This is a genomic window from Streptomyces sp. NPDC051987, assembly GCF_040680735.1.
In the GTDB taxonomy this organism is placed as follows: Bacteria; Actinomycetota; Actinomycetes; order Streptomycetales; family Streptomycetaceae; genus Streptomyces.
Map to the genome: position 1 here is coordinate 17,235 of NZ_JBFAXI010000012.1, position 22,248 is coordinate 39,482.

The 22,248-nt window shown below is 72.1% G+C and carries 23 protein-coding genes and 1 pseudogene; 9 read left to right on the plus strand and 15 right to left on the minus strand.

The annotated features are described in order from the left end of the window. Positions 1-10: 10 nt before the first annotated feature. From AB0M11_RS09490 to AB0M11_RS09515, 6 genes are all read right to left on the minus strand, one after another. Positions 11-1,882, minus strand: coding sequence for an RICIN domain-containing protein (locus AB0M11_RS09490; protein WP_365703156.1), 1,872 nt, complete (start codon positions 1,880-1,882; stop codon positions 11-13). 678 nt (positions 1,883-2,560) lie between these two features. Further along, on the minus strand, positions 2,561-3,529 hold the full coding sequence (locus AB0M11_RS09495) for an aldo/keto reductase (RefSeq protein ID WP_365703158.1): 969 nt from the start codon (positions 3,527-3,529) through the stop codon (positions 2,561-2,563). 82 nt (positions 3,530-3,611) lie between these two features. Beyond that, positions 3,612-4,163, minus strand: a complete 552-nt coding sequence (locus AB0M11_RS09500) for a flavoprotein (RefSeq protein ID WP_365703160.1) — start codon at positions 4,161-4,163, stop codon at positions 3,612-3,614. Positions 4,164-4,183: 20 nt separating this feature from the next. Continuing rightward, positions 4,184-4,642 (minus strand): nuclear transport factor 2 family protein, encoded by a 459-nt coding sequence (locus tag AB0M11_RS09505; protein WP_365703162.1) that lies wholly within the window; start codon positions 4,640-4,642, stop codon positions 4,184-4,186. A gap of 326 nt (positions 4,643-4,968) precedes the next feature. Further along, positions 4,969-5,169, minus strand: a complete 201-nt coding sequence (locus AB0M11_RS09510) for a ferredoxin (protein ID WP_365703164.1) — start codon at positions 5,167-5,169, stop codon at positions 4,969-4,971. 12 nt (positions 5,170-5,181) lie between these two features. After that, positions 5,182-6,417 carry a cytochrome P450 gene (locus AB0M11_RS09515; protein ID WP_365703166.1) on the minus strand — a complete coding sequence of 412 codons (1,236 nt, stop codon included), beginning with the start codon at positions 6,415-6,417 and terminating at the stop codon, positions 5,182-5,184. A gap of 293 nt (positions 6,418-6,710) precedes the next feature. Here AB0M11_RS09515 and AB0M11_RS09520 point away from each other — a divergent pair, with 293 nt between their 5' ends. Further along, a complete protein-coding gene (locus tag AB0M11_RS09520; protein ID WP_365703168.1) occupies positions 6,711-7,334 on the plus strand; it encodes a LysE family transporter in 624 nt (207 codons plus the stop codon). A 90-nt stretch (positions 7,335-7,424) separates the two neighbouring features. After that, positions 7,425-7,874 (plus strand): nitroreductase family deazaflavin-dependent oxidoreductase, encoded by a 450-nt coding sequence (locus tag AB0M11_RS09525; protein WP_365703172.1) that lies wholly within the window; start codon positions 7,425-7,427, stop codon positions 7,872-7,874. A 95-nt stretch (positions 7,875-7,969) separates the two neighbouring features. Here the strand turns inward: AB0M11_RS09525 and AB0M11_RS09530 are convergent, their stop codons facing one another. After that, a complete protein-coding gene (locus AB0M11_RS09530; protein ID WP_365703344.1) occupies positions 7,970-8,941 on the minus strand; it encodes a cation diffusion facilitator family transporter in 972 nt (323 codons plus the stop codon). 226 nt (positions 8,942-9,167) lie between these two features. Here AB0M11_RS09530 and AB0M11_RS09535 point away from each other — a divergent pair, with 226 nt between their 5' ends. Further along, positions 9,168-10,187, plus strand: coding sequence for a glutathione S-transferase C-terminal domain-containing protein (locus tag AB0M11_RS09535; protein ID WP_365703174.1), 1,020 nt, complete (start codon positions 9,168-9,170; stop codon positions 10,185-10,187). Between the two features lie 16 nt (positions 10,188-10,203). After that, positions 10,204-10,509 (plus strand): DUF4235 domain-containing protein, encoded by a 306-nt coding sequence (locus AB0M11_RS09540; protein WP_365703176.1) that lies wholly within the window; start codon positions 10,204-10,206, stop codon positions 10,507-10,509. A gap of 6 nt (positions 10,510-10,515) precedes the next feature. Here the strand turns inward: AB0M11_RS09540 and AB0M11_RS09545 are convergent, their stop codons facing one another. Together AB0M11_RS09545 and AB0M11_RS09550 are read right to left on the minus strand one after the other, a co-directional pair. Next, the gene (locus AB0M11_RS09545; protein WP_365703178.1) at positions 10,516-10,908 is read right to left on the minus strand and encodes a VOC family protein; all 393 of its coding nucleotides are present in this window, start codon (positions 10,906-10,908) and stop codon (positions 10,516-10,518) included. 51 nt (positions 10,909-10,959) lie between these two features. Beyond that, positions 10,960-11,217: a hypothetical protein gene (locus tag AB0M11_RS09550; protein WP_365703352.1), complete on the minus strand. Its 258-nt coding sequence runs from the start codon at positions 11,215-11,217 to the stop codon at positions 10,960-10,962. On the opposite strand from AB0M11_RS09550, the pseudogene AB0M11_RS09555 reads away from it, so the two are divergent. Together AB0M11_RS09555 and AB0M11_RS09560 are read left to right on the plus strand one after the other, a co-directional pair. Next, positions 11,123-11,862 (plus strand): annotated as a pseudogene (locus tag AB0M11_RS09555) (amidohydrolase family protein); the annotation flags it as partial. The gene AB0M11_RS09550 and the pseudogene AB0M11_RS09555 overlap by 95 nt on opposite strands. 603 nt (positions 11,863-12,465) lie before the next feature. Next, a complete protein-coding gene (locus tag AB0M11_RS09560) occupies positions 12,466-14,196 on the plus strand; it encodes a hypothetical protein (protein WP_365703180.1) in 1,731 nt (576 codons plus the stop codon). 72 nt (positions 14,197-14,268) lie between these two features. Here AB0M11_RS09560 and AB0M11_RS09565 read toward each other — a convergent pair whose 3' ends face one another. Genes AB0M11_RS09565 through AB0M11_RS09585 form a run of 5 tightly spaced genes read right to left on the minus strand, consistent with a single transcriptional unit; the run spans position 14,269 to position 18,703 of the window. Beyond that, on the minus strand, positions 14,269-15,516 hold the full coding sequence (locus AB0M11_RS09565) for a cytochrome P450 (protein ID WP_365703182.1): 1,248 nt from the start codon (positions 15,514-15,516) through the stop codon (positions 14,269-14,271). Then, positions 15,513-16,052, minus strand: a complete 540-nt coding sequence (locus AB0M11_RS09570) for an ATP/GTP-binding protein (RefSeq protein ID WP_365703346.1) — start codon at positions 16,050-16,052, stop codon at positions 15,513-15,515. The genes AB0M11_RS09565 and AB0M11_RS09570 overlap by 4 nt, the downstream gene beginning before the upstream one ends. Before the next feature lie 46 nt (positions 16,053-16,098). Next, positions 16,099-16,470, minus strand: a complete 372-nt coding sequence (locus AB0M11_RS09575; protein WP_234537899.1) for a DUF742 domain-containing protein — start codon at positions 16,468-16,470, stop codon at positions 16,099-16,101. Beyond that, positions 16,467-16,877, minus strand: a complete 411-nt coding sequence (locus tag AB0M11_RS09580; RefSeq protein ID WP_365703184.1) for a roadblock/LC7 domain-containing protein — start codon at positions 16,875-16,877, stop codon at positions 16,467-16,469. The genes AB0M11_RS09575 and AB0M11_RS09580 overlap by 4 nt, the downstream gene beginning before the upstream one ends. A 5-nt stretch (positions 16,878-16,882) precedes the next feature. After that, positions 16,883-18,703: an ATP-binding protein gene (locus AB0M11_RS09585; protein WP_365703186.1), complete on the minus strand. Its 1,821-nt coding sequence runs from the start codon at positions 18,701-18,703 to the stop codon at positions 16,883-16,885. Positions 18,704-19,052: 349 nt separating this feature from the next. On the opposite strand from AB0M11_RS09585, the gene AB0M11_RS09590 reads away from it, so the two are divergent. The 3 genes from AB0M11_RS09590 (at position 19,053) to AB0M11_RS09600 (ending at position 21,119) form a co-directional block, all read left to right on the plus strand. Further along, positions 19,053-19,415 (plus strand): DUF1304 family protein, encoded by a 363-nt coding sequence (locus AB0M11_RS09590; RefSeq protein ID WP_365703188.1) that lies wholly within the window; start codon positions 19,053-19,055, stop codon positions 19,413-19,415. Further along, a complete protein-coding gene (locus AB0M11_RS09595) occupies positions 19,412-19,978 on the plus strand; it encodes a TetR family transcriptional regulator (protein ID WP_365703190.1) in 567 nt (188 codons plus the stop codon). The genes AB0M11_RS09590 and AB0M11_RS09595 overlap by 4 nt, the downstream gene beginning before the upstream one ends. A gap of 190 nt (positions 19,979-20,168) precedes the next feature. Then, positions 20,169-21,119, plus strand: coding sequence for an NADP-dependent oxidoreductase (locus AB0M11_RS09600; RefSeq protein ID WP_365703192.1), 951 nt, complete (start codon positions 20,169-20,171; stop codon positions 21,117-21,119). Between the two features lie 10 nt (positions 21,120-21,129). Here the strand turns inward: AB0M11_RS09600 and AB0M11_RS09605 are convergent, their stop codons facing one another. Continuing rightward, entirely contained in the window at positions 21,130-22,236 is a 1,107-nt protein-coding gene (locus tag AB0M11_RS09605; protein ID WP_365703194.1) for an NAD(P)-dependent alcohol dehydrogenase, read from the minus strand. Positions 22,237-22,248 lie beyond the last annotated feature (12 nt).

A 22,248-nucleotide genomic window follows, 5' to 3' on the forward strand; every position in this document is an offset into this window, starting at 1 on the left:
CCGCGCGGGCTCAGCGGCCCTGGTGCCCTCCATCGCCGAAACCACCGCCGTGACCGCCGAAGCCACCGCCTCCGTAGCCGCCGCCGCTGCCCCAGCCACCGCCGCCGTACTGACCGCCCCCGGAGCCGTAGCAGTAGCCGGGGTACTGGGCGCACGGGTTGTAGCCGGAGGTGTTCGACGGTGTCGGACGGGTGGCGGTCCTGGACGCCGACGGGGTGCGCGTCGGCGTGGCGGGCCGAGCCGCCTTGACGGTCGGGGTGACGGTCGGGGCCGGCGTCGGGGTGGCGTCGGCGTCCCAGTTGACGAACTGCATCTGCAGGTCGGGCCGGGAGGTGTCCATCACCCAGCGCTGCGCGCTGACGTCCGCCCGGTTCTTGACCACCAGGGCGCCGCCGCCGTCCGTGGCGGCCGGAGCGAGTGCCAGGTCCTGGTCCCAGCGGGGCACCAGAGCACCCTGCAGGGTGAAGTCGTAGCGCACGCTCCTGGCCTTGGTACCGGCCGCAGCCGAGCAGGGGGCGAGCCGGACGGAGTAGCCGAGGTGCGAGTCGAGGCACAGGTCGGGGGCGGCGGCGTTGCGCAGCAGCCCGTCGGCCTCGTACGTCCACTGCTGGCCGGCGGCCGAGGAGCACTCGGCGAGCTCGGTCTCGGCGCCCTTGACGGCCTTCTTGCCGACCACCCCGATGCACAGGCCGGAAGCGATGTTGTGCAGGCGGCCGCGCAGGGTGCCCTGGGTGGTCTGGCTGGTGCCGACCCAGGACGGGCCCGAGGTGGAGGTCCCGGCCGGGGTGGCGGACGGCTTGGCGCCGGCCGAGGAGCCGTCGGAGCCCGAGCCGAGCACCGACCACAGCACCAGCGGCAGCACGACCAGGCCGCTCACCGTGCCCACGGCCACGGTGAGGTTGCGACGCCGCACCCTGCGGGCCTCACGCAGCGCGGCGCGCCGGGAGGCGACGGGGTGGACGACGACGTCCTTGCCCGGGGCGTCCGGCGGCACGAACGCCTCACCGCCCGTGAACCCGCCGGCGGGTGGGGTGACGGGCCCGGCGGGCTGTTCGGTCAGACCGGCCCGGGACTCCAGGTAGTCACGGGCGCCCCAGCCGAGCACGGCCTCGGCGAGCGCGATGCCGAGGTTGCCGTTGAACTGCTGGAGCTGGTCGGCGGTGTACCGGCACTGCCTGCAGCCGTTCAGGTGCTGCTGGAGGTCCCGGTCGACGTCGACCCCGCCGCGCCTGAAGGTCACGTCGAGCATCCGGACGTAGCGCTGGCACTCGTCCTCGTGGGCGAGTTCGCGGTGCACCTGGATGCACTCCTCGCGCATCCGCTCGCGGGCCCGGCGCAGTTCGACCTGCGCGTCCTGCTCGTCGAGGCCCAGCAGCGCGGCGGGGGTGGCCAGGGGCTCCGACTCGACCTCGGTGTGCCACAGCACGGTGCGCGAGGACGGGGTGAGCCGCTGGAACGCGCGGGAGAGCAGCCGCCGGTTCGCGGGCGGGAGCAGCCGGGATGCCGCGCGTTCGCCCTTGCCGGCCCGCAATTGGGGGTGGAGCAGTTCACCGCGGCCGTCGTTGTCCCATTCGGCGGCGATGCGCCGGACGGTGACCAGGAGCTGGGGGCGCCAGGCGGCGGTGGGACCGGCCTGGCGGAGGGATTCACCGAAGAGCCGGGTGAATGCGGCGGTGGTGAGCATTCCGGCGCCGCGGGTCCCGTCGGCGCACAGACGGGCGTAGGCGAAGGCCGCTTCCCAGTGCCGGTCGAGGAGTTCACCCACGGGGTACAGGGCGGGCGCGTTGCCCGTCCACTGCTTGAGCTCGGCGCTGAGCTGCTCGTCGGTGACGTCGAACGGCCGGGCGGGGGCAGGGGAATTCCCCAGGCCTGCGTCATTCACGGCTGCATTCCTTCCAGACGCAACGCGGGATTCAACCCATACCGTCTGGTATGCGACCGGTACGGGACCCGGCCGACATCGAGGGATCGGATGGGCGTGTTGGGGGTTCGGCCTCGAACGCCCGCCGTCGGCAGCTCTTTTGAAGCGTGGGGGGCGTACGGGAGCGGCCTCGCGCATGCGGCGTGAAAAATAACGGTCCGCATGCCGACACGCCACACTTTTGCACAGGCCAGCGAACCGAAACAAGAGATCCCGGGGTTTTACGCATTGCCCGGTGGACGCGGTAATTTGACGAACGGTCAACGACGGAGTCCGTGCTTTGTCGTCGTATCGACATCGCAATTGACCCGGGGTTTCACACACGGCCGCCCCGCTATCGACGGAAACCATTGAACCGCGGCCCGACCTGCGCAATCCGATGGGGCGCCGCAGCTCACGAAACCAATAGCCGCACCTATTGACGGCGAACCGGTGGAAGTGGAGCGGCCCAGGAAATCCGGACGCGGCGGTCAGGCCGATGGTCATCGGCATCCGGGCGGCGTGCCGCAGCCGCCCGCCGGGACACACCGGTCCGCCCGGCGAAAGGACGCGCGAACCGGAACACGGCCGGCGCGACACGCCCGACGAGCGAGCGGACCGGGGCAGCCGCACCCGCACCCGGCCCTGCGCGGGGACGGCTCAGTGGCCGGCGATCGGGTGGGGGCCGTAGGGCTGCTCCAGTTCGGTCAACTCCTTGTCGCTGAGCTTGAGTTCCACCGCCGCCACCGCGTCCTCGATGTGGTTCGGCTTTGCTGCGCCGATGATCGGGGCCGTCACCGTGTCCTGGTGGAGGAGCCAGGACAGGGCCACCTGGGCGCGCGGGACTCCTCGGTCGTCGGCGATGCGGGTGACCGCTTCCACGATCGCGCGGTCGCCCTCCTGGTAGAGGCGGTTGCCGAAGTCGTCCGAGGAGCTGCGCTCGGTCACGGTCCCCCAGTCGCGGGTGAGGCGGCCCCGGGCGAGCGGGCTCCACGGCAGCACGCCCACGCCCTGGTCGGCGCAGAGCGGGAGCATCTCGCGCTCCTCCTCGCGGTAGAGGAGATTGTAGTGGTCCTGCATGGAGACGAAGGTGGTCCAGCCGCCCAGCTCGGCGGTGTACTGGGCCTTGGAGAACTCCCAGGCGTACATCGAACTCGCCCCGATGTAGCGGGCCTTGCCGGCCTTGACGACGTCGTGCAGCGCCTCCATCGTCTCCTCGATCGGCGTGGCGTGATCGTAGCGGTGGATCTGGTAGAGGTCGACGTAGTCGGTGCCGAGGCGGGCGAGGCTGTGGTCGATCTCGGTGAGGATCGCCTTGCGGGAGAGGCCGCCGCCGTTGGGGCCGGGGCGCATCCGGCCGTGAACCTTGGTGGCGAGGACGATCTCGTCGCGCCGGGCGAAGTCGCGGAGCGCCTTGCCGACGATCTCCTCGCTGGTGCCGTCGGAGTAGACGTTGGCGGTGTCGAAGAAGTTGACGCCCGCCTCGAGCGCCTGCCGGATCAGCGGACGGGACGCCTCCTCGTCGAGGGTCCACTCGTGGGTGCCGCGGTCGGGCAGGCCGTAGGTCATGCAGCCGAGGCAGATCCGGGACACGTCCAGGCCGGTGCGGCCGAGCTTCACGTACTCCATCGTTGTCTCCCACCGTCGAGATCACGTCGTACAGAGGCGAGCGTACGTCGGCGGACCGGACCCGCTCGTGCCGTGACGGTGGTTATCGGACGATGTCAGTGCCGCTCTCCAGCAGGTCGAGCGCCTGTTCCCAGGCGAACTCGGGGCGACCGCCGGCCGTCGTCGCCGCCTCGCCGCCGTAGGGGTCGCCGAAGCGGACGCCGAGCGCGCGCAGCCGGGTCAGGCTCTCCTGATACGCCGGGTGTGCGGCGAGCGCGTCGGCGACACAGGGCAGGACGGCGATCGGCACGCCCAGTCCCAGCGCCTCGCACAGGGTGCCGACGGCGAGGGTGTCGGCGAGCCCGGCGGCCCACTTGTTGACGGTGTTGAAGGTGGCGGGTGCGACGACGACCGCGTCGGGCGCGGGGAAGGGGCGCGGATCGGAGGGACGGCGCCAGGCCGACCGGATCGGACGGCCGGTGCGCGCCTCGGCCTCGGCGGTGTCGAAGAAACCGTTCATGGCGACGGGTGTGGCGATGATCCCGACCTCCCAGCCGCGCGCCTGGGCCGCGGTGACGAGCCTGCCGACGCCCGCGGCGATGCCGGCGGCGCAGACGACGAGGTAGAGGAAGGGCTTGCGGGGCTCATCGGTCATCCGGGAACCCTATGCGGGCGCTACCGGAGCGGGAAGGACAGGCCCCGCTCGGACTCCGGGCGCGGACCGTGGATACGGCGCTCGTGCTCCTCGATGGCGATGTCGTTGATGCTGGCCTCGCGCCGGGTCATCAGTCCGTGTGCGTCGAACTCCCACAGCTCGTTGCCGTACGACCGCCACCACCGGCCGTCCGCGTCGTGGCACTCGTACTGGAAACGGACCGCGATGCGGTCGCCGTCGAAGGACCACAGGTCCTTGCGGAGCGCGTAGTCGAGTTCGCGGGCCCACTTGGCGGTGAGGAACGCGACGATCTCCGCGCGGCCGGTGACGAAGGTGCCGCGGTTGCGCCAGACCGAGTCCTCGGAGCAGGCGAGCGCCACCCGCTCGGGGTCGCGGGTGTTCCAGGCGTCCTCGGCGGCCTGGACCTTCTGGACGGCGGTCTCCCGGGTGAAGGGCGGCAGAGGCGGACGGTCGGCCATGGTCTCCTCCTTCGGTGGACAACGAACGCGGCGCCACCTCACCACGGGTGGTGGACCTGGTGTGCGGGGCCGCAAGACGGCACGGAGCCCACGGCAGAGGCCCGCGCGGCGGCCGGGGTGCAGCTGCGCGCCGGGGCGGCCGGCCCGTGCCGCGAAGCCGCCAGCCGCCCGAGCGATCACGGAGACCGCGGTACCACCGCTCGGGCCGGCGGCCGGCAGCGCGCCGGAGGGGCGCGGGGAACCGCGCGGCCGGCCACGACGGCGCCGCTCACGTGCGCTCACGAGGCGCCGTCGCTTTCCTCCGGCCTGATCCGCCGGACAAGCCCCTACCCCGCCGGTCCCTCGACCGTGATGGCGTGCACCGGGCAGGCTCGGGCCGCCTCCCGGACCAGGGGGTCGCCGCCGCCGTCCTCCTTGCCGGGCAGCAGGGTGCTGAAGCCGTCGTCGTCCTGAGTGAAGACGTTCGGGGCGGTCAGGGCGCACTGCCCCGCGCCGATGCAGACGTCCTGGTCGATCTCGATGTGCATGGCAGGAGCCTCTTACCAGGTCACGGGGAGTTCCAGCATCCCCTGGATCGTGTCGCCGGGTTTGAAGGGAATCTTCTCCGGCGGCGCGGCGAGCCGCAGGTCCGGAAGCCGCTCCCACAGGGTGCGCAGAGCGATCTCCAGTTCGGCGCGGGCCAGATTCTGGCCCAGGCACTGGTGGATACCGAAGCCGAAGGCCACGTGGTGGCGGGCCGGGCGGTGCCAGTCGAGGGTGTCGGGGTCGTCGTACACGGACTCGTCGCGGTTGATGACCGAGGTCGCGAAGAGCACGCCGTCGCCCTTGCGGATGGTGGTGCCGGCCACCTCGATGTCCTCCAGGGCGACGCGCAGCAGCCCGTCGGCGATGGACAGCATCCGCATCAGTTCCTCGACGGCGGCGGGCACCAGTCCGGGGTCGGCGCGCAGTTCGGCGAGCCGCTCGGGCTGCTGCAGCAGGGTGAAGGTGCCGAGCGAGATCATGTTGGCGGTGGTCTCGTGCCCGGCGACCAGCAGGACGAGGGCGAGCGCGACGACCTCCTGGCGGTCCAGGGCACCCTCGTGCAGCCGCTCGTGGACGAGGCCGTCCAGGACGCCCTCGCCGGGCGTCTCGTCGCGGCTCTTGCGGTCGGCCAGGTCGCCCAGATAGGCCTCCAGCCGGGCGCGGGCGTCCAGCGAGTCGGCGGGCGCCGGACCGCGCAGCAGCCGCCGGGACTGCGCCTCGAAGAACTCGTGGTCGGCGTACGGAACGCCGAGCAGGTCGCAGATGACCATGGACGGCACGGGCAGCGCGAAGGAACTCACCAGGTCGGCGGGGGGTCCCGCGGCGATCATCCGGTCGAGCAGCCCGTCGACGATCCGCTGGATCGCCGGCCGCAGCGCGGTCGCGCGTTTGAGGGTGAAGTCGGGGATCAGCATGCGGCGCTGGGTCTGGTGCTCGGGGTCGTCGAGACCCAGCAGAGCGACCCGGCGGAGCTCCCGGACCGCCGCGAACCGGGCGTTCGGCACCGGGAAGTCGTCGCGCCGGCGGTCGCTGGAGAGCCGGGGGTCGGAGAGCAGGGCCCGTGCCGTGGAGTGGCCGGTGACCGCCCAGGCGGTACGGCCGTCGTAGAGGGTCACGCGGGACAGCTGCGCGGCGGCGCGCAGCGGGTCGTAGCCGGCGGGCGGGTGGTAGGGGCAGGTGCGGTCCTGCGGCCAGGCCACCGGACCGGCCGGCTGGGCGGTGGGTTCCGTCACGTCCGTCAGTTCGTTCATCGAAGACCTCGCAGACGAATGTCGTACGTCGTGCCGATCTTCATTAGATGCCCGGGGCACCTATGAGGCGACCGCAAGTTCGGCCAGATCGAGTCGTCCGGTGATCTGGCCGAACCGCACCAGGTCGGGGGACGATTCCGCGCCCGAATTCGCTTGCCGGTACGGCGCCGCCGGCCCCAGGATCTGCGCATGAACTCTCCTGACACCCTCATGCCCCTGACCACCGCGACCCTGTGCCGGGTGCGGGTCCAGCAGCAGCCGGGGCGCCCCTGGAGGCCCGAGCCCGCACGCCCGTGACGGCCGCCCTCGTCGCCGGTCTGCTCGCCGGGTACGGGATCGCCGTCCCGGTCGGCGCGGTCGGCACATACCTAGTGTCCCTCACGGCCCGCACGTCCCTGCGGACCGGCGCCTGTGCCGCGCTCGGTGTCGCGACCGCCGACGGCCTGTACGCCCTGCTCGCGGCTGTCGGCGGGGCCGCGCTGGCGGCGGCGCTGCTGCCGGTGCTCAAGCCGCTGCGCCTGGTCTCGGCGCTGGTGCTGGTGGCGCTCGCCGCGCGCGGTGCGGCGGGCGCGCTGCGCCAGTACCGGCAGCGGCGGCTGACCACCCGGGCCGAGCGGCCGGTACCCGGCCCCGGGCAGGCGTATCTCGGCCTTCTCGGGATCACCCTGCTCAACCCGACGACGGTGATCTACTTCGCGGCCCTGGTGGTCGGCACCCGATCCGCCGAGGCGGTACGGCCGGTGGAGCAGGGCGTGTTCGTCCTCGCGGCCTTCGCCGCGTCCGCGAGCTGGCAGCTGCTGCTGGCGAGCGGCGGGGCGCTCCTCGGCAGGGCCCTGACCGGGCACCGGGGCCGCCTGGTCACCGCGCTGCTGTCGAGCTGCGTGATGCTGGGGCTCGCGGCCCGGACGGTGCTGTGACCGGGCCGGTGTCGCGTGGATGATCCAGGGCACTCCCGGTGTTGAATCGTCACGTTAGTCAGTCGAAGAAGCGACGAGGGGACGGACCTCATGCCTCTTGAGGGCGAGTACGAGCCCAGCCCGGCCGCGTGGGTGCGCGAGCAGGTCGAGTTGTACGAGAGCTCGGGCGGGAAGGAGGGCACGACGCTGATGGACACGGGGATGCCGGTGATCGTGCTGACCACCCTGGGGGTGAAGAGCGGGAAGATCCGCAAGACACCGCTGATGCGGGTGGAGCACGACGGGAAGTACGCCGTGGTCGCCTCCCAGGGCGGTGCGCCCAAGCATCCCGTCTGGTACTTCAACGTCACGTCGCACCCGCTCGTCGAGCTCCAGGACGGACCGGCCAAGCAGGACATGACCGCGCGTGAGGTCACCGGCGCGGAGAAGGCCGCATGGTGGGAGCGGGCCGTCGCGGCGTATCCGCCGTACGCCGAATACCAGGAGAAGACCAGCCGGGAGATCCCGGTGTTCGTCCTGGAGCCGGTCCAGGGGGAGTGACGGTTCCGGGCATCCATTCCGGCCTGGAACCGTCGGAATTTAGAAAAATCTGTTTCCGTCAGGCATGAACCGGCTCCGGGCCGGGCAGCCGACTGTCAGGCCCCGCCGCGTTCCCCCGTCGCGGCGGGGCTCTCCTCTGCCTCCTGCGCCGACCGGTCGGTCACGTCCAGGAAGACCTGCCCCGCCTCGGGGAAGGTCTCGGCGAGCGCCCCCTTGATGCGTACCAGGACCTCCTCCACGTCCTCGCTGTCGAGGCCGGGCACCAGGTCGACCCGGGCCGCCACCAGGGTCGTGTCGAGGCCCAGTCGCATCGTGAAGAGCGCCTCCACGCTGTCGATCTCGGGCTCCGCGGCGAGCTGCTCCCGGATCCTCCCGCTGAGCTCCGGATCCGCCGCCTCCCCGATCAGCTGGTCGCGGGCCTCCGCGCCCAGCCGGTAGGCGACGTACACCAGCAGGAGGCCGATCGCCAGCGAGGCCGACGCCTCCCAGACGACCTGGCCGGTGACCATGTGCAGGACCATGCCGACGATCGCGAGGCAGACGCCGAGCACGGCGGTGCCGTCCTCGGCGACCACCGTCCGCAGGGCCGGATCCCGCAGCCCCCGGTTCTCCCGGCGGGCCTGGTGCAGCGCCCGGAACAGGGACGCGCCCTCGGCGAGCAGGGCGACGCCCAGCACGACCAGACCGGCCACGTAACCGCTGAGCTGCTCCTGCGCGCCGTCACGCAGGGCCTCGACCCCCTGGAAGACGGAGAAGCAGCCGCCCATCACGAAGATCCCGACGGCCGCGAGCAGCGCCCAGAAGAAGCGCTCCTTGCCGTAGCCGAAGGGGTGCCGGGCGTCGGGCGCCCGGCGGCTGCGGCGCAGGGCGGCCAGCAGGAACACCTCGTTCAGGCTGTCGGCGACGGAGTGGGCCGCCTCGGACAGCAGCGCGGGCGAGCCGGCCACCACACCGCCGACCGCTTTGGCGGCCGCGATCACCAGATTGGCGGCGAGCGCCACGACCACGGTCACGCGTGTCCTGCGGTCCGCGTTCGGCTGGTCCGAACGCGGCCCTTCCGGGCCCACCGCCCCTGTGTTCTCCGTCTGCGCGCTTCCCACCTGCGTGCCTTCCCCCTCCGTGTCCTCCTGCCGCGCCTGTTTCCGGTCCACCTGCTGCTGCGTCGACGACCTGCTCACGACCGCCGACTGCCCCGGCAGGGGCTGATCACTCCGTGCGAAAGACGGAAATGGGGGAACGCATTGGCTCAGGGCCGCCGGACGACCACGGGCGGCCCCCGGGCGAGGAGGACGCATGAGCGGTGGCGGTGACGGCAACAGCGCGCTGGGGCGCAAGGCGTTCAACCGGTCCCCCAGTCATTTCACCGACCGGATCACCGCGGACGGACGCGACGGCTGGCCGGTGGCGGCCGGACGGTACCGGCTGGTGGCCAGCCGCGCCTGCCCGTGGGCGAGCCGGGCTGTGATCTCCCGGCGGCTGCTCGGACTGGAGGACGCCCTGTCGCTCGCCGTCACCGACCCGGTCCAGGACGACCGCAGCTGGCGCTTCACCCTCGACCCCGGCGACCGCGACCCGGTGCTCGGCATCCGCTACCTCAGTGAGGCGTACGACCGCCGGGAGACCGGCTACCCGGGCGGCGTGAGCGTGCCCGCCGTCGTGGACGTGCCGAGCGGGAAGCTGGTCACCAACGACTACCAGCAGCTCACCCTGGACCTCGCCACCGAGTGGACGGCCCTGCACCGGGACGGCGCGCCCGACCTGTACCCGGCGCGGCACCGCGACGAGATCGACGCGGTGATGGCGGAGGTGTACGAGGACGTCAACAACGGGGTCTACCGGGCCGGTTTCGCACCCGAGCAGAAGAAGTACGAGGAGGCGTGCGCCGGGGTGTTCCGGCGGCTGGAACTGCTCGCCGGGCGGCTGGCGGGGCAGCGCTACCTGGTCGGGGACACGATCACGGAGGCCGACATCCGCCTGTTCACCACGCTGGTGCGGTTCGACGCCGTCTACCACGGCCACTTCAAGTGCAACCGCTTCAAGCTCGCGGAGAACCCGGTGCTGTGGGCGTACGCCAGGGACCTCTACCAGACGCCGGGCTTCGGTGACACCGTCGACTTCGACCACATCAAGCGGCACTACTACCAGGTCCACACCGGGATCAACCCGACCCGTATCGTCCCCCTCGGCCCGGATCTCGCCGGGTGGCTGACGCCCCATCACCGGGAGGAGCTCGGCGGCCGGCCCTTCGGGGACGGGACGCCGCCCGGTCCGGTGCCGGCGGCCGAGGAGGTCGCGGTCGCGGGGCGGCCCTGACCACGCGGAGGCAGACATGGCCAAGAGCACGAAGAAGCTGAAACTCCCCCTCGTCTACGCGCCCTTCGGGTTCGTGCTGAGCTGGGCCGGCGGGGCGCTGGGCGCGCTGGTCTTCCGGCGGACGTGGATGGCGCTGCGCGGCGAACAGGACGCGCCGGACGCCCTGGACCGGGACCGCGGCTGGGGCGAGGTGCTGCTGGCCGCGGCGGTCCAGGGCGCGGTCTTCGCGGTGGTGCGCAGCGCCGTGGACCGCACCGGCGCGACGGCCATAGAGCGCTCCACCGGGGTCTGGCCCACGTCCCGCAAGGGCGGCCGGGACTGAGCCGGTTCAGCCCTGCTTGGGTGCCGAGGTGGGCTGCAGGCGCAGGGTGAAGGAGTGCCCGGCCGGATCGGCGTACCCGCGTTCCTCGTACGGCCCGGCCGGGTCCTTCGTCTCGATCGGCCGCCCGCCGAGGCCGACCACCCGGCGCTCCGCCTCGTCGAGGTCCGCCACCAGGAAGTCGAGGTGGGCCTGGAGCGAGTTCTCGGGCCGCGGCCAGCTCGGCGGGGTCGCGTTGACGTCGCGCCGGAAGGCGATCCGGAAGCCGTCGGCCGTCCGGATCTCGATCAGGTTGGCCGAGGCCTCACCGTCCTCGGCGTCCAGGAACTCCCGGTAGAACTGGGCGAGTTTCTCGGGTTCTGCGCAGTCGAGCATCACGACGGCCGCGGTCACCAGTGCCATGCTTCCTCCTCGGCGGGTTCTTGCCCGTCCGTCTGTCCGCGATCGGCGGATTCAGTCGCCCACCGTCCGCTTCCCGGCGCCCGGTTGGTTCAGCCTGACCTGGGCCGCCGTCAGCAGCAGGTCGAGGGCGGCAGGATGGGAACTGCCCCGCGTGGAGGCCACGAGACGGCGGGCGGTGACCGCGATGTTCGGGTGGCTGGTGGCGGGCAGCCGGGCGTGGGTCGACAGCCGGGCGCTGGAGCCGTCCGGGATCGCCCGCGACACGCCCGACCCGGCCGACGGGCGGATCGAGCGGGACGTTTCCGGCACGCCGGGCGGCACGCTCCAGGAGGGCCCGATGCGGCTGGTCGGCCGGTCCGCCCCGCCGGCCGGCCCGGCGGGGCGGACCTACTCGCGGCGCTGCCGCACGCCCGGCGGCATCCGCACGCGCTCGGCATCACGGCCTGGCAGGACGCGCCGGCCGGAGAGTTCCTCGGCGGGGACGACCCGTCCGGCTTCCAGTGCCGCTTCCACGGGCTGGGCGACCGGGCGGTGCGGGACGCGCTGGACGCCGTGGCGGCGGCGCGAGCCGCCGACGGGCGCATCGACACGCGACCCCACCTGGCGCATCTCCAGATCCTGCACCCCGGCGGCATACCGCGGTTTACCCGACCCTCCCGTTCCTGGGCTCGGAACAGGCCGCACGGCAGTACCCGTTCAGGTCGCTGCGGCGCGGCCGGGGCGCGGCTCGCGGGCGGCAGCGACTGGCCGGTGAGCAGCCCGACCCGCTCCAGGGCATCCATGTCGCGGTGAACCGGGTCGAACCGGGCGGCGACACGCCGGAGTTCCTGCCCGGGGAGCGGCTGGAGCTCGGACCGCGACCCGTTCGCCGGTCCACCGGAGCGCATCGCGGACACATGCGCCGCGCACACATACGTCGGGGGCGCGCGAGTGTACTCGGCCCAGGAGGCATGAGCAGTAACACACATCACGGCCATGTCACGCGTAGATCATTTACGCTCTGGGCAGCCTCGTAGCGCTTCACGGCTCAACTTTCGAGCCACGTAGGCCAGTTCGAGTGCACGGGTGGCTGACAGGCCACCCGTTCGCAGGGACGGGGGGCTCTGCGTACTGTCGCCCGAAAGGAAACACATGCCTCAGGACGTCACGTTCGGCCTGCCCTTCGAGACCCCCGTCACAGAGCTTTCGGGGGCCGCGCGCCCGTCATCCGCCCCGGACCCGGGACATGGACCTGGCGCGCAGCCTCATCGGCGCGGCTGAGGCCGCCCGCCAGGTCCTCGCCCTGCAGCAGAAGCGCTTCGGCGAGGTCGGGCCGTTCACGTAAGGCCGGCGGCGTCACGGACACGTCCGCCGGGCACGCGCGCCCTGTTCCACTTCCCCGGCCGCCAACGCGCCAGTCGGGTCCCTCGCGGTCGTCCGCGGCAGGAGCCGCTGCCGGTCGCGTGCGTCCGGCTGTCCGGCGAGGCCGTAGCGGAAGGGGCCGACGACCGCCGGACACGACTGTTCACGACCACGGTCGGCCCGTTTTGTCATGACCACAGCTTGAAGGAGACCGGTGTGAATTCCCGAGGCGCACGTGCTGTTCCGCAGGCAGCTGCCGAAGGCCTGTTCAGGGCGCAGCCAGGCGCCCAGTTCCAGCCCGTGGAGGGCGGGAACGCCCTGGCCGGCTTCCTGGCGGAACGCATCAAGGGAAGCACTCAGGAATACCGAGAGCGCCAGAACGCCGCGCAGGAACGGCTGGACGCACTCGCAGCCCCCGGCTCCCGCACCACGCTGCACGTGCCGGGAGCCCTCCAACCGGCACCGCGCGCTTTCCTCCCGCCCGACGAGGAGGGCCACGCCAGGCTGAAACGGCTCGACACCGGCCTGCGCATGATCGAGGCGGCCTTCCCCCAGGTCGGCACCGACATCGAGCTCTGCCGGCTGACCTGCGCGATGCTGGAGGGGGCCTGGCGGACCCGGGCGCTCGCCCCGCCGCGCGCGCCGGATCCGACGACCGCCTGCTCCTGCCCGCTGTGTCGTCGGCTGCCCACACCGCCCGCACGCACGCTCGACGACTACCGCTGGCGGCAGAGCGCCGGTCGTCCGCTCACCGTCAAGGCCTGGCCCTACCGCCGGGAACTCGACAGCGTCCTGACCGCTGGATGGATCTGGGTCCGGCAGTTGAACGACCTTGAACGAGACCTCGGCCTCCGCCACCGCTTCGAGGACGACATCCTCGTCTTCCACGAGTACAAGCGCGTGATCGAGACCATCGACACCACGCAGGTCACCCAACTCGTCGAGGGGCGTCTGGCCGAGAGTTTCAGCACCAACAGCGCACGGGCCCTGGTCGGCGGGCTCTACGCGGCCCACAAGCGGTCCGTCGACGAGCACTGGCTGCAACAGCACCACGCGGGCAGCGTCACGCTCCCCCAGACCAACCCGCTCGGCCAGAGCGCCTATGCGACCCTGCAGATGCTGGACTGCCTGTTCTGGCACGTCTCACCCGACACGGAACTCTGGCAGGAGGAACACCTCGCCTCCCTGCTGCTGTGCCGCGTCATCGACGACATGGCCGACGTACGAGTCGACTCCCTCACCGGTGAGATCAGCAACTTCTGGCTCGCCGACCTGCCCACCCACACCAAGGCCTTCTACGCCGCCTGCACGATCGCCCTCATCAAGTACGGCTGCATGCCCGAGGCGCATGAACCGATGTGGAACACCTGGCTGATGAACAGCACCATCGTCTGGATGGGGCTCACAGGCCGCCACGCCCTGTGGTTCGACGGCATCACCGAGGGGCTGCCCCCGGCCGAGGACTGCCCGCTGTGCGACCTGCGGCCCGACCCGTGCGCCGGCATCCTCACCCACGGCACCACCCTCACCATCGGCCCGCGCCCCACCGCACCGGCACTGAGCTCGCGCACCGCCGAGCTGTCCGCACTCTGCCGAGCCCAGTTCCCTGGGACATGGGCCCTCTTCGACGCCGAGCTCCATGCCTTCGAAGCACTGCACGGCCCCTGGCAGGGCAACACCGACAGCACCTGGGAGATCCTGCGACGCACCTACGTCGCCGCCGTGGAGGCATCCATGGACGCACCGTCCCGGGACCGCGCCCGGCAGATCCAACAGGACGCCGGCGCGGTCGGAGCCGAGACCTTCTACACCCTGTACGACCCGCAGACCGGGAGGGAGGACACCGCGCTGCTGTCCTACATGTTCGGCTGCGCCCACCCGCACTTCATCTGGAACGCCACGGGACACCGGCCCACGACCGTCACCGGCGACTGGCTCGACGGCTGACGCCCCGGTCCTGTACCGCAACCAGCGAAGACACCGCTGCCCGGCCGGTCCTCCGGCCGGGCAGCAGCGTGCTCAGACCGGGAACTCGACCGGCAGGCTGTCCAGCCGGGACTCCCAGGTGGAGGCCGTCGAGGTGAGCTCGTCCGCCGGCACGGCCAGCCGCAGGCCCGGCAGCCGGTGCAGCAGGACGTCCACCGCGATCTCGATCATGGACTGCCCCATACCCTGCCCGGGGCACTCGTGCGGGCCCGCGCCGAACGCCAGGTGCGCCTGGTTGCCCTCCACCGAGACACCCGGGTCGGGCCGGACCTCGGGGTCGAGGTTGCCCGGGGCGAGACCGAGCACGAGCAGGTCGCCCGCCCCGATGAGATGCCCGCCCAGTTCGACGTCGCTGGCGGCGAAGCGGCCCGGCAGGACGGTCATCGGCGGGGAGTTCCACATGGCCTCCTCCATCACCGCCGAGATGTTCAGCTGCCCGCCGATCAGCCCGGAGAGCCGGGAGGCGTCGGTCAGGACCAGCCGCAGCACCCGGGCCAGCAGGTTGGTCGTGACCGCCGCGGCGATCATCACCATGCGCAGGTGATCGACGACCTCGTCATGGTCGAGGGCCGCGTGATGGTGCAGCAGGTCGGTGGCGAGGTCGGAGCCGGGCTCGGCCCGCCTGCGCTCGACGAGTTCGCCGAAGATCTCCCTGATCCTGCCGTCGTGCATCACGGCGTCCTCGCCGCCCTTGAGCAGCTCGGCGCAGGACTCGACCAGCCGACGCCCCTCCACCTCGGCGAGCCCGAGTACGCGGCTCATCACGAGCATCGGCACGAAGTCGGCGTAGTCCGCGACCAGATCGGCGCGGCCGACGGCCGCGAACTGGTCGATCTGCTTGTTGGCGAAGTGCGTGGCGTGGCGGCGGATACCACGGCCGACGGCAGCCTGCAGCACGTCGTTGACGGCGCCGCGCAGCCTGCGGTGCGGCTCGCCGTCCTGGGACACGCAGTCAGGACGCCAGGCGAGCATCGGGATCAGGGAGGAGTTCTCCGCGATCCGCCCCTCCCGGTAGTCCCGCCAGGTCCGTGCGTCCCGGGGGAACTGGCTGGGATTGTCGAGCACCCGCCGGCTGTCCCGGTAGCCCAGCACCAGCCAGGCGTGGACGTCGCCCTCCAGGAGCACCGGTGCCACGGAACCGTGCTCCTTGCGCAGCCGCTCGTAGATGCCGAACGGGTCGGTCGCCGCCTCGGGCCCGTACAGCCGGGCCGGCTCGGGCGAACCGTGCGCCACCGGGCAGCCGCGGGGAGCGTCGGGACTGTCGGGGCTCTGGTCGTTCATCGGGGCTCCAGGGCGACGGCGGAGCGTTCCTTCAGATGCCGGATCAGGGCGATCAGGACATCACGGCTGGAGGCCCGGTCACGGGCGTCGCAGGCCACGATCGGGGTGTGCGGGGAGATGTCGAGGGCGTCCCGGATCTCCTCGATGGGGTGCTCCTTGCAGTCCGGGAAGACGTTCAGGGCGATGACGAAGGGCACGTCCTGCCGCTCCATCTCCTCGATGGCCCGGAAGCTGGAGGCCAGCCGCCGGGTGTCCACCAGGACCACGGCCCCGAGCGCCCCCTTGAACAGGCCGTTCCACAGGAACCAGAACCGTTCCTGTCCGGGGGTGCCGAACAGGTACAGCATCAGGTTCTCGTTGAGGCTGATCTTGCCGAAGTCGAGGCTGACGGTGGTCTCCGTCTTGTCCGCGACACCGATGAGGTTGTCGACGCCGACGGTCGCCTGGGTGAGGGTCTCCTCGGTGGTGAGCGGCTTGATGTCGCTGACGGAGCGGACCATGGTGGTCTTTCCGGTGCCGAACCCCCCGGCGATCATCACCTTGACCGAGCGGGTCCCCCCGGCACCGGGGTCGCCGGAATGGTCAAAGCCTTTCAAGTCCACTGAGTACCTCCTGGAGGAGCGCGAGGTCGGGCCCGCGTCCGGCGTGGTGCGCCGGAATGGGATCACGGGCTTCAATACGGCCTGCGTCCAGCAGATCCGCCAACAGCACCGCGAGAATGTTGAAGGGCAATCCGAGATGGGCGGTGAGTTCCGCCACCGACAGCGGATCACGGCAGCGCCGGACTATCTCCTCGTACTCGTGCTGCATCCCCGGGACGGGGGCGGTGCGGGAGACGACGAGGGTGGCCACGTCGAGGCTCGACGCCGACCCGCCCGGTCCGCTGCGTCCCCCGGTGAGGACGTAATAGCGTTCGAGACCGGACGGATCCGTGGGCCGGCGGGGAGCACTCATCCAGAGTGCTCCTCCAGGCGCGGAGAGGTGCCGAGCAGCTCGCCCATCCGCCGTGACAGGTCCCTCATCTGGTGCCCGAGCAGGCCCTGGTCGAGTCCCTCGCGGGCGAGGACCCCGAGATACGTCTCCACACCGGCCCGTACGACGAAGAGGTGACCGCCGTCGACCTCGATCATCGCCAGCCGCAGCTGCCCCGCGTATGTGGGGAACTGCTCCGCGACCGGCTGGGCGAGGGCCTGCAGCCCTGCCACCACGGCCGCGAAGCGGTCCACGTCGTCGGGGTCCTCGGCACCAAAGGAGGTGATGGCCTTGCCGTCGCTGGAGGCCACCAGGGCGAAACGGATCTCCGGGATGCTCTCCACCAGATCACGGAGCGCCCAGCTCACGTCGGTTCCCTGTTGCGTCATGTGGACTAGTCGCTCTCTTCAGTGCGGTGCTCGGCGGACTCGCGGCCGGCGGCGTCATCGGCGCCGGCCGGGGTCGCGGGTACCGCGTCGTCTACGTCTCCGGTCAACTCGGCCTCGCTGTCCGCGGCTTCGTCCGCCACGGGCAGGCGGCCCGCGGTGGCGAAGGCGGCCAGGCCCGCGAAGGACTCCTCGGGCGGGACGGCGGGGAACGCCGTGCCCTCCGTGCGGGCGGTGCGCTCCTCGGGCTGCTCCTCCTCGCGGCGCCGGCTGCGCCGCCGGGGCAGTCCGCCCGGGGTGGTGTCCAGGGCCTCGCCGGACGGTTCCGGCCGGCTGACGGGTTCGGCGGCGACCGGGCCGTGCGCCTGCACCGGGGACGTGGCGGCGGGGGCGGCCGTCACAGGGACCGGAGCGGCGGGGGCCGCGGGCAGCGGGCTGAAGAACTTGTGCGGGATCACGACGACCACCGAGGTGCCGAGCCAGGGCGAGTCCGCGAAGGTGACCCGGATCCCGTAGCGGCGGGCGAGGGTGCCGACGACCCGCAGGCCGATGTTGGCGTCCTCGGAGATGCCCCCGATACCGGGTCCGGCCGCGGTGCCCGCCAGGGAGTGCTCGGCCTCGCGCTTCTTCTCCTCGCTCAGGCCCTTGCCGGAGTCCTGGATCTCGATGCCGACGCCGTTGGGCACCTCCTTGCCGGAGACGACGACCGGCTCGGTGGGCGGCGAGTAGCGGGCCGCGTTGTCGAGCAGGTGCGAGAAGATCAGCGTGAGGTGGTCCACCAGGGAGCCGTCGACGCCGAGTTCGGGCAGATGCCGGACCTCCACGCGGTGGAAGTCCTTGATCCGGCCGATGCCGCCGCGCACCACGCTGAGCAGACGCTGGGGTTCCTGCCACTGGCGGCCCGGCCGGTCCGACCCGCCGAGCACGCCGATGCTCGCGGCGAGCGAGTCGGCGGGACCGAGCTCCTGGTCGAGCTCCATGAGACCGCGGGCCACGGCGGGCAGCCGGCCGTGCTCGCCCTGCATCTCGTGCAGCCGGCCGCGCAGCTTGCTGGTCAGGACGTGGATGCGGTTGCCGATGCTGATCACGGCCTGCTCGGCGGAGGTGGAGCGGTTGAACTCCTCCTCCACGGCGATCAGTGCGGTGCGCAGGATCCGGCGCAAGTCGGCCTGGACGTCCTTGTCGACCTTGGCGCACTGGTCGGTGGCGGGCAGCAGGTCGTCGATGGCATCGCCGTCGCGCAACCGCTTGAGCGCCTCGGGCAGTTGCTCGTCGGCGAGCCGGGAGATGGCAGCCTGCTGGTGCGTGACCCGGTCCCGCCACACCTCGTCCTGCTCGGCGAGCCGGGCCTCGGAGGACGTCGCCTGGTCGGCGAGCCGGTCCTCGTACGCCCGTGCCTGCTCGGCGAGCTGGGTGTCGTAGTGGGCGGTCCGGTCGGCGAGCCGGGCCTCGAAGGCGGACGCCTGCTCACCGAGCTGGGCGTCGAACGCGGCCGACTGCTCGGCGAGCCGGGCCTCCAGCGCGGCGCGCTCGGCGGAGAACTTGCGCTCCAGGCCCGAGACATGCTGCTGCCACTGCTGGGAGTGCTCGGTCTGCGAGGAGCGGAACGCCCCCTCGGCACGGCGCAGTTGACGCTGTGAGCGGACCAGGAGCCGTACGCACACGGAGCTCGCGACGGTGGCCGCCGCGCCTGCGACGGCCGCGGTTATCCGCTCGGAGCTCATGAACGTGGCGGCTACCGTCCCTCCCCCTAAGGCCAGCGGCATCAACCACCAGCTGTACCAGGCGACAGGGGCCCGCGCCGCCGGCGGCGGAGTGGCGAGTTCCATCTGCATCCTTAAGAAACAACACGATCGAACAGCAGCGAACAGGGGCAGTGCGCGAAGGCCGCACTCGGGGGTACACACGGCGGGACGGACCCACCGTGGGGCGCGTCAACTCGCTGTGACGGAAGGGAGCTTATCGGGTTTGAACCCGAAAGGATCAACCGCGACAAGCAAGGGAAGTGAGGGTTCCGTCACGCTCAGCCAGTTGACACCAGAACGGCACATAGGCCGCGCCTCCCGCGACTTCCGGACATGCACCCCACGCTCCGCACCGAAAGCCCCCTCGAACTTCCTGGACACCCGTCCAGCTATAGTGGACACCTGTTCAAGAGATGGGGAGGGTCCGCCGATCATGGAAATCCTGGCGAACGTGCTGGTGGGGCTGGTCGCCGCGCTGCATGCGTACATCCTGGTGATGGAGATGTTCCTGTGGCAGAAGAGCCCGGGGATGCGCTTCCACGGCTTCGACGCGGAGCTGGCCCGGCGGACCGCGCCGCTCGCCGCGAACCAGGGCCTCTACAACGGTTTCCTGGCGGCCGGACTGGTGTGGGGACTGGTCGCGGCCGACCCGACGGGCTTCGCGGCACGGGTCTTCTTCCTGTCGTGCGTGGTGGTGGCCGGGGTGTACGGCGCGGTCACGGCCAACCGGCGGATCCTGTTCGCGCAGGCGCTGCCCGGAGCGCTCGCCCTGGCCGCCGTCCTCGCCGCCCGATGACCGGCCGCCCGGCCGCCGAGGACCCGCGGGCCGCCCGCACCCGGGCACGGCTGCGGGCGGCGCTGCTCGCGGAGTGCGCCGAACGCCCGCTCGCCGAGGCCGGGGTGGCCGCGGTGGCGCGCCGGGCCGGGGTCGGCCGGGCCACCTTCTACGTCCACTACGACGGCCTGCAGGCACTGGCGGTCGACGCCTGCGCCGACGTCGTCCGGGAGGCGGTGGACGCGCTGCACGCCTGGCGCGGCCGGCCGGACCCGGTGCACGCGCCGCCGGCGCTGCGGGAGTTCTTCGCCGGGCTGGCTCCCCGGGCGGCCCTGTACCGCGAGCTGCTCGCACCGGGCGGCGGGGGTCCGCTGGGCCGGGTGCTGCACCGGGACCTGCGGGCCCGCAGCCTCGCCGAGCGGGAACTGGCGGGCGCGGCGGACGCCCCCCTGGTGGCCTCGGCGGTGGCCGCCACCTTCGCCGGGGTGCTGGCCGACTGGCTGCACGGCCTGCTCGACGCCGGCCCGGACGACGTCGCGGACCAGGTCTGGCAGTTGCTGGTCGCCCTGCACATGAGCCGTTGACCGGTCAGTCGCAGGCGAAGCCGCGCCGTTCCCTCGGCCAGGCCTCCACGCCACCGTTGCCGTCCTTGGACGGCGGAGTGGGCGAAACGTTCACGCTGTGTCGCGAGGCCGACGCGGTTGGCACGATCCTATCGAAGCTTGACCATCTTGCCATTTTCCCATCGGGCGCGTCCCGGCAGGCTGGGTGACCATGAACGATGTGAACACGATGCGTGCGGTCAGCCAGGACGTCCTCGGCGGCCCTGAGGTGCTGAAGCTGATCGAGGTGGCCCGGCCGAAGCCGCGCCCCAACGAGGTGCTGGTCCGGGTGCGGGCCGCCGGGCTGAACCCGACCGACTGGAAGCACCGGGAGTCCGGCGGCTTCCTGGGCGAGCCGCCCTTCGTCCTCGGCTGGGACGTCTCCGGCACGGTCGAGGAGACCGGGATCGGCGTCGCCGCCTTCCAGGCCGGTGACGAGGTCTTCGGCATGGTGCCCTACCCGTTCGGCCACGGTACGCACGCCGAGTACGTGATCGTCCCCGCCCGCGCCCTGGTGCCGAAACCGGCCGGGATCGACCACGTCCAGGCGGGAGCGCTGCCGCTGGTGTCGCTGACCGCCTGGCAGGCCCTGGTGGAGTACGCCGACGTCCGGCCGGGGCAGCGGGTGCTGGTCCACGCGGCGGCCGGCGGCGTCGGCCATGTGGCGGTGCAGATCGCCAAGGCGCGCGGTGCCTACGTGATCGGCACCGCGAGCGCCGGCAAGCACGGCTTCCTGCGCGGGATCGGCGTGGACGAGCCGGTGGACTACCGGTCCGTGGACGTGACGGAGACGGTCCGGGACGTCGACGTCGTGCTCGACACGGTCGGCGGTGACACGTCGGTCGCCTCGCTGCGGGTGCTGCGGCCGGGCGGGACCCTGGTGTCGATCCTGCCGGTGGGCTCGCCGGAGCTGTTCCAGGAGGCCGGGCGGCTGGGCGTGCGGGCGGTGCGGATGCTGGTGGACGCCGACCGGGCCGGGATGCGGGCGATCGCCGGCCTGGTCGAGGAGGGGAAGCTGCGCGCCACGGTCGCGGGGACCTTCCCGCTGGCCGATGCCGCCAAGGCGCACGAGGAGGGCGGCACCGGCCGGACCACGGGGAAGCTGGTCCTGGTGACGGACTGACCCGCGCGGGTCAGAAGGTGAGCACGGGCTTGATGGCCTTGCCCGTGCTCATGTCCCGCACCGCCCGGTCGATGTCGGCGAACGGGTAGGTGCTGATCAGCCGGTGCAGCGGCAGCCGTCCCTCGCGGACCAGTTGGACCAGGGTCGGGATGAAGGCCTGGGTCTCGCTGTCCCCCAGGGTGAGGCCGACGATCCGCTTGCCGGCCAGCAACCCGTTGACGTCCAGGGGGACTTCGGTGCCGAAGGGCGGGGCGCCGACCACGACCAGGGTGCCGCGGGCGGCCAGCGCGTCGACGCCCTGGCGCAGGACGCCGACGTTGCCGGTGGTCTCCACGATGCCGTCGGCGCCCGCTCCTCGCGTGATGCGTCCGATGGCCTCGGGCACGTCGTCGCCGGTCGCGTCGACGGTGTGGGTGGCGCCCACCTCCCGTGCCAGTTCCAGGCGTTCGGCCACCCGGTCGACGGCGATGACCGTGGTGGCGGGGGTGAGCGCGGCGGCCATGACGGCCGACAGGCCGACCGCTCCGGCGCCGAGGACGACGATCGTGCTGCCGGCGGCCGGTTCCAGGACGTTCCACACGGCACCGACCCCGGTCTGCACCCCGCAGCCCAGCGGGGCTATCGACTCCAGCGGCACGTCCGGGTCGACCCTGACCAGGCTGCGTTCGTCCACCAGGGCCCGCTCGGCGAAGGAGGACTGGCCGAAGAAGTGCCCGCCGAGCGGCCGGCCGTCCCGGCTGAGGGTGGCGGTGCCGTCGGCGCGCCGGCCGCCGATGAGGTTCAGCGGCAGCCAGGTGGTGCAGTAGGCCGGGTGGCCGCCGTGGCAGTTGCGGCAACTGCCGCAGGAGGTGAAGGACAGCACTACGTGGTCGCCGGGGGCCACCCCGGTGACGGCGGAGCCGACGGCCTCGACGACGCCGGCGCCCTCGTGGCCGAGGACCCCGGGCAGCGGAAAGGGCAGTCCGCCGCTCGCCACGCTGAGGTCGGTGTGGCACAGACCGGTGGCCACCATGCGGACGAGCGCCTCGTACGGCCCCGGCGCGTCGAGTTCGACGTCACTGAGGGTGAAGGGCGCGCCGCCGGACTCGACGACGGCGGCTCGGGTGGGGAAGGACATCGTTCGAACTCC

Coding starts and splice junctions, on each gene's coding strand:
- AB0M11_RS09515 (WP_365703166.1), bottom strand. CDS start 6,417: ATGAACGAACTGACGGACGTGACGGAACCCACCGCCCAGCCGGCCGGT.
- AB0M11_RS09545 (WP_365703178.1), bottom strand. CDS start 10,908: ATGGCACTGGTGACCGCGGCCGTCGTGATGCTCGACTGCGCAGAACCC.
- AB0M11_RS09565 (WP_365703182.1), bottom strand. CDS start 15,516: ATGAACGACCAGAGCCCCGACAGTCCCGACGCTCCCCGCGGCTGCCCG.
- AB0M11_RS09525 (WP_365703172.1), top strand. CDS start 7,425: ATGCCTCTTGAGGGCGAGTACGAGCCCAGCCCGGCCGCGTGGGTGCGC.
- AB0M11_RS09535 (WP_365703174.1), top strand. CDS start 9,168: ATGAGCGGTGGCGGTGACGGCAACAGCGCGCTGGGGCGCAAGGCGTTC.
- AB0M11_RS09585 (WP_365703186.1), bottom strand. CDS start 18,703: ATGGAACTCGCCACTCCGCCGCCGGCGGCGCGGGCCCCTGTCGCCTGG.
- AB0M11_RS09595 (WP_365703190.1), top strand. CDS start 19,412: ATGACCGGCCGCCCGGCCGCCGAGGACCCGCGGGCCGCCCGCACCCGG.
- AB0M11_RS09500 (WP_365703160.1), bottom strand. CDS start 4,163: ATGACCGATGAGCCCCGCAAGCCCTTCCTCTACCTCGTCGTCTGCGCC.
- AB0M11_RS09540 (WP_365703176.1), top strand. CDS start 10,204: ATGGCCAAGAGCACGAAGAAGCTGAAACTCCCCCTCGTCTACGCGCCC.
- AB0M11_RS09590 (WP_365703188.1), top strand. CDS start 19,053: ATGGAAATCCTGGCGAACGTGCTGGTGGGGCTGGTCGCCGCGCTGCAT.
- AB0M11_RS09505 (WP_365703162.1), bottom strand. CDS start 4,642: ATGGCCGACCGTCCGCCTCTGCCGCCCTTCACCCGGGAGACCGCCGTC.
- AB0M11_RS09575 (WP_234537899.1), bottom strand. CDS start 16,470: ATGAGTGCTCCCCGCCGGCCCACGGATCCGTCCGGTCTCGAACGCTAT.
- AB0M11_RS09510 (WP_365703164.1), bottom strand. CDS start 5,169: ATGCACATCGAGATCGACCAGGACGTCTGCATCGGCGCGGGGCAGTGC.
- AB0M11_RS09495 (WP_365703158.1), bottom strand. CDS start 3,529: ATGGAGTACGTGAAGCTCGGCCGCACCGGCCTGGACGTGTCCCGGATC.
- AB0M11_RS09570 (WP_365703346.1), bottom strand. CDS start 16,052: ATGATCGCCGGGGGGTTCGGCACCGGAAAGACCACCATGGTCCGCTCC.
- AB0M11_RS09600 (WP_365703192.1), top strand. CDS start 20,169: ATGAACGATGTGAACACGATGCGTGCGGTCAGCCAGGACGTCCTCGGC.
- AB0M11_RS09605 (WP_365703194.1), bottom strand. CDS start 22,236: ATGTCCTTCCCCACCCGAGCCGCCGTCGTCGAGTCCGGCGGCGCGCCC.
- AB0M11_RS09580 (WP_365703184.1), bottom strand. CDS start 16,877: ATGACGCAACAGGGAACCGACGTGAGCTGGGCGCTCCGTGATCTGGTG.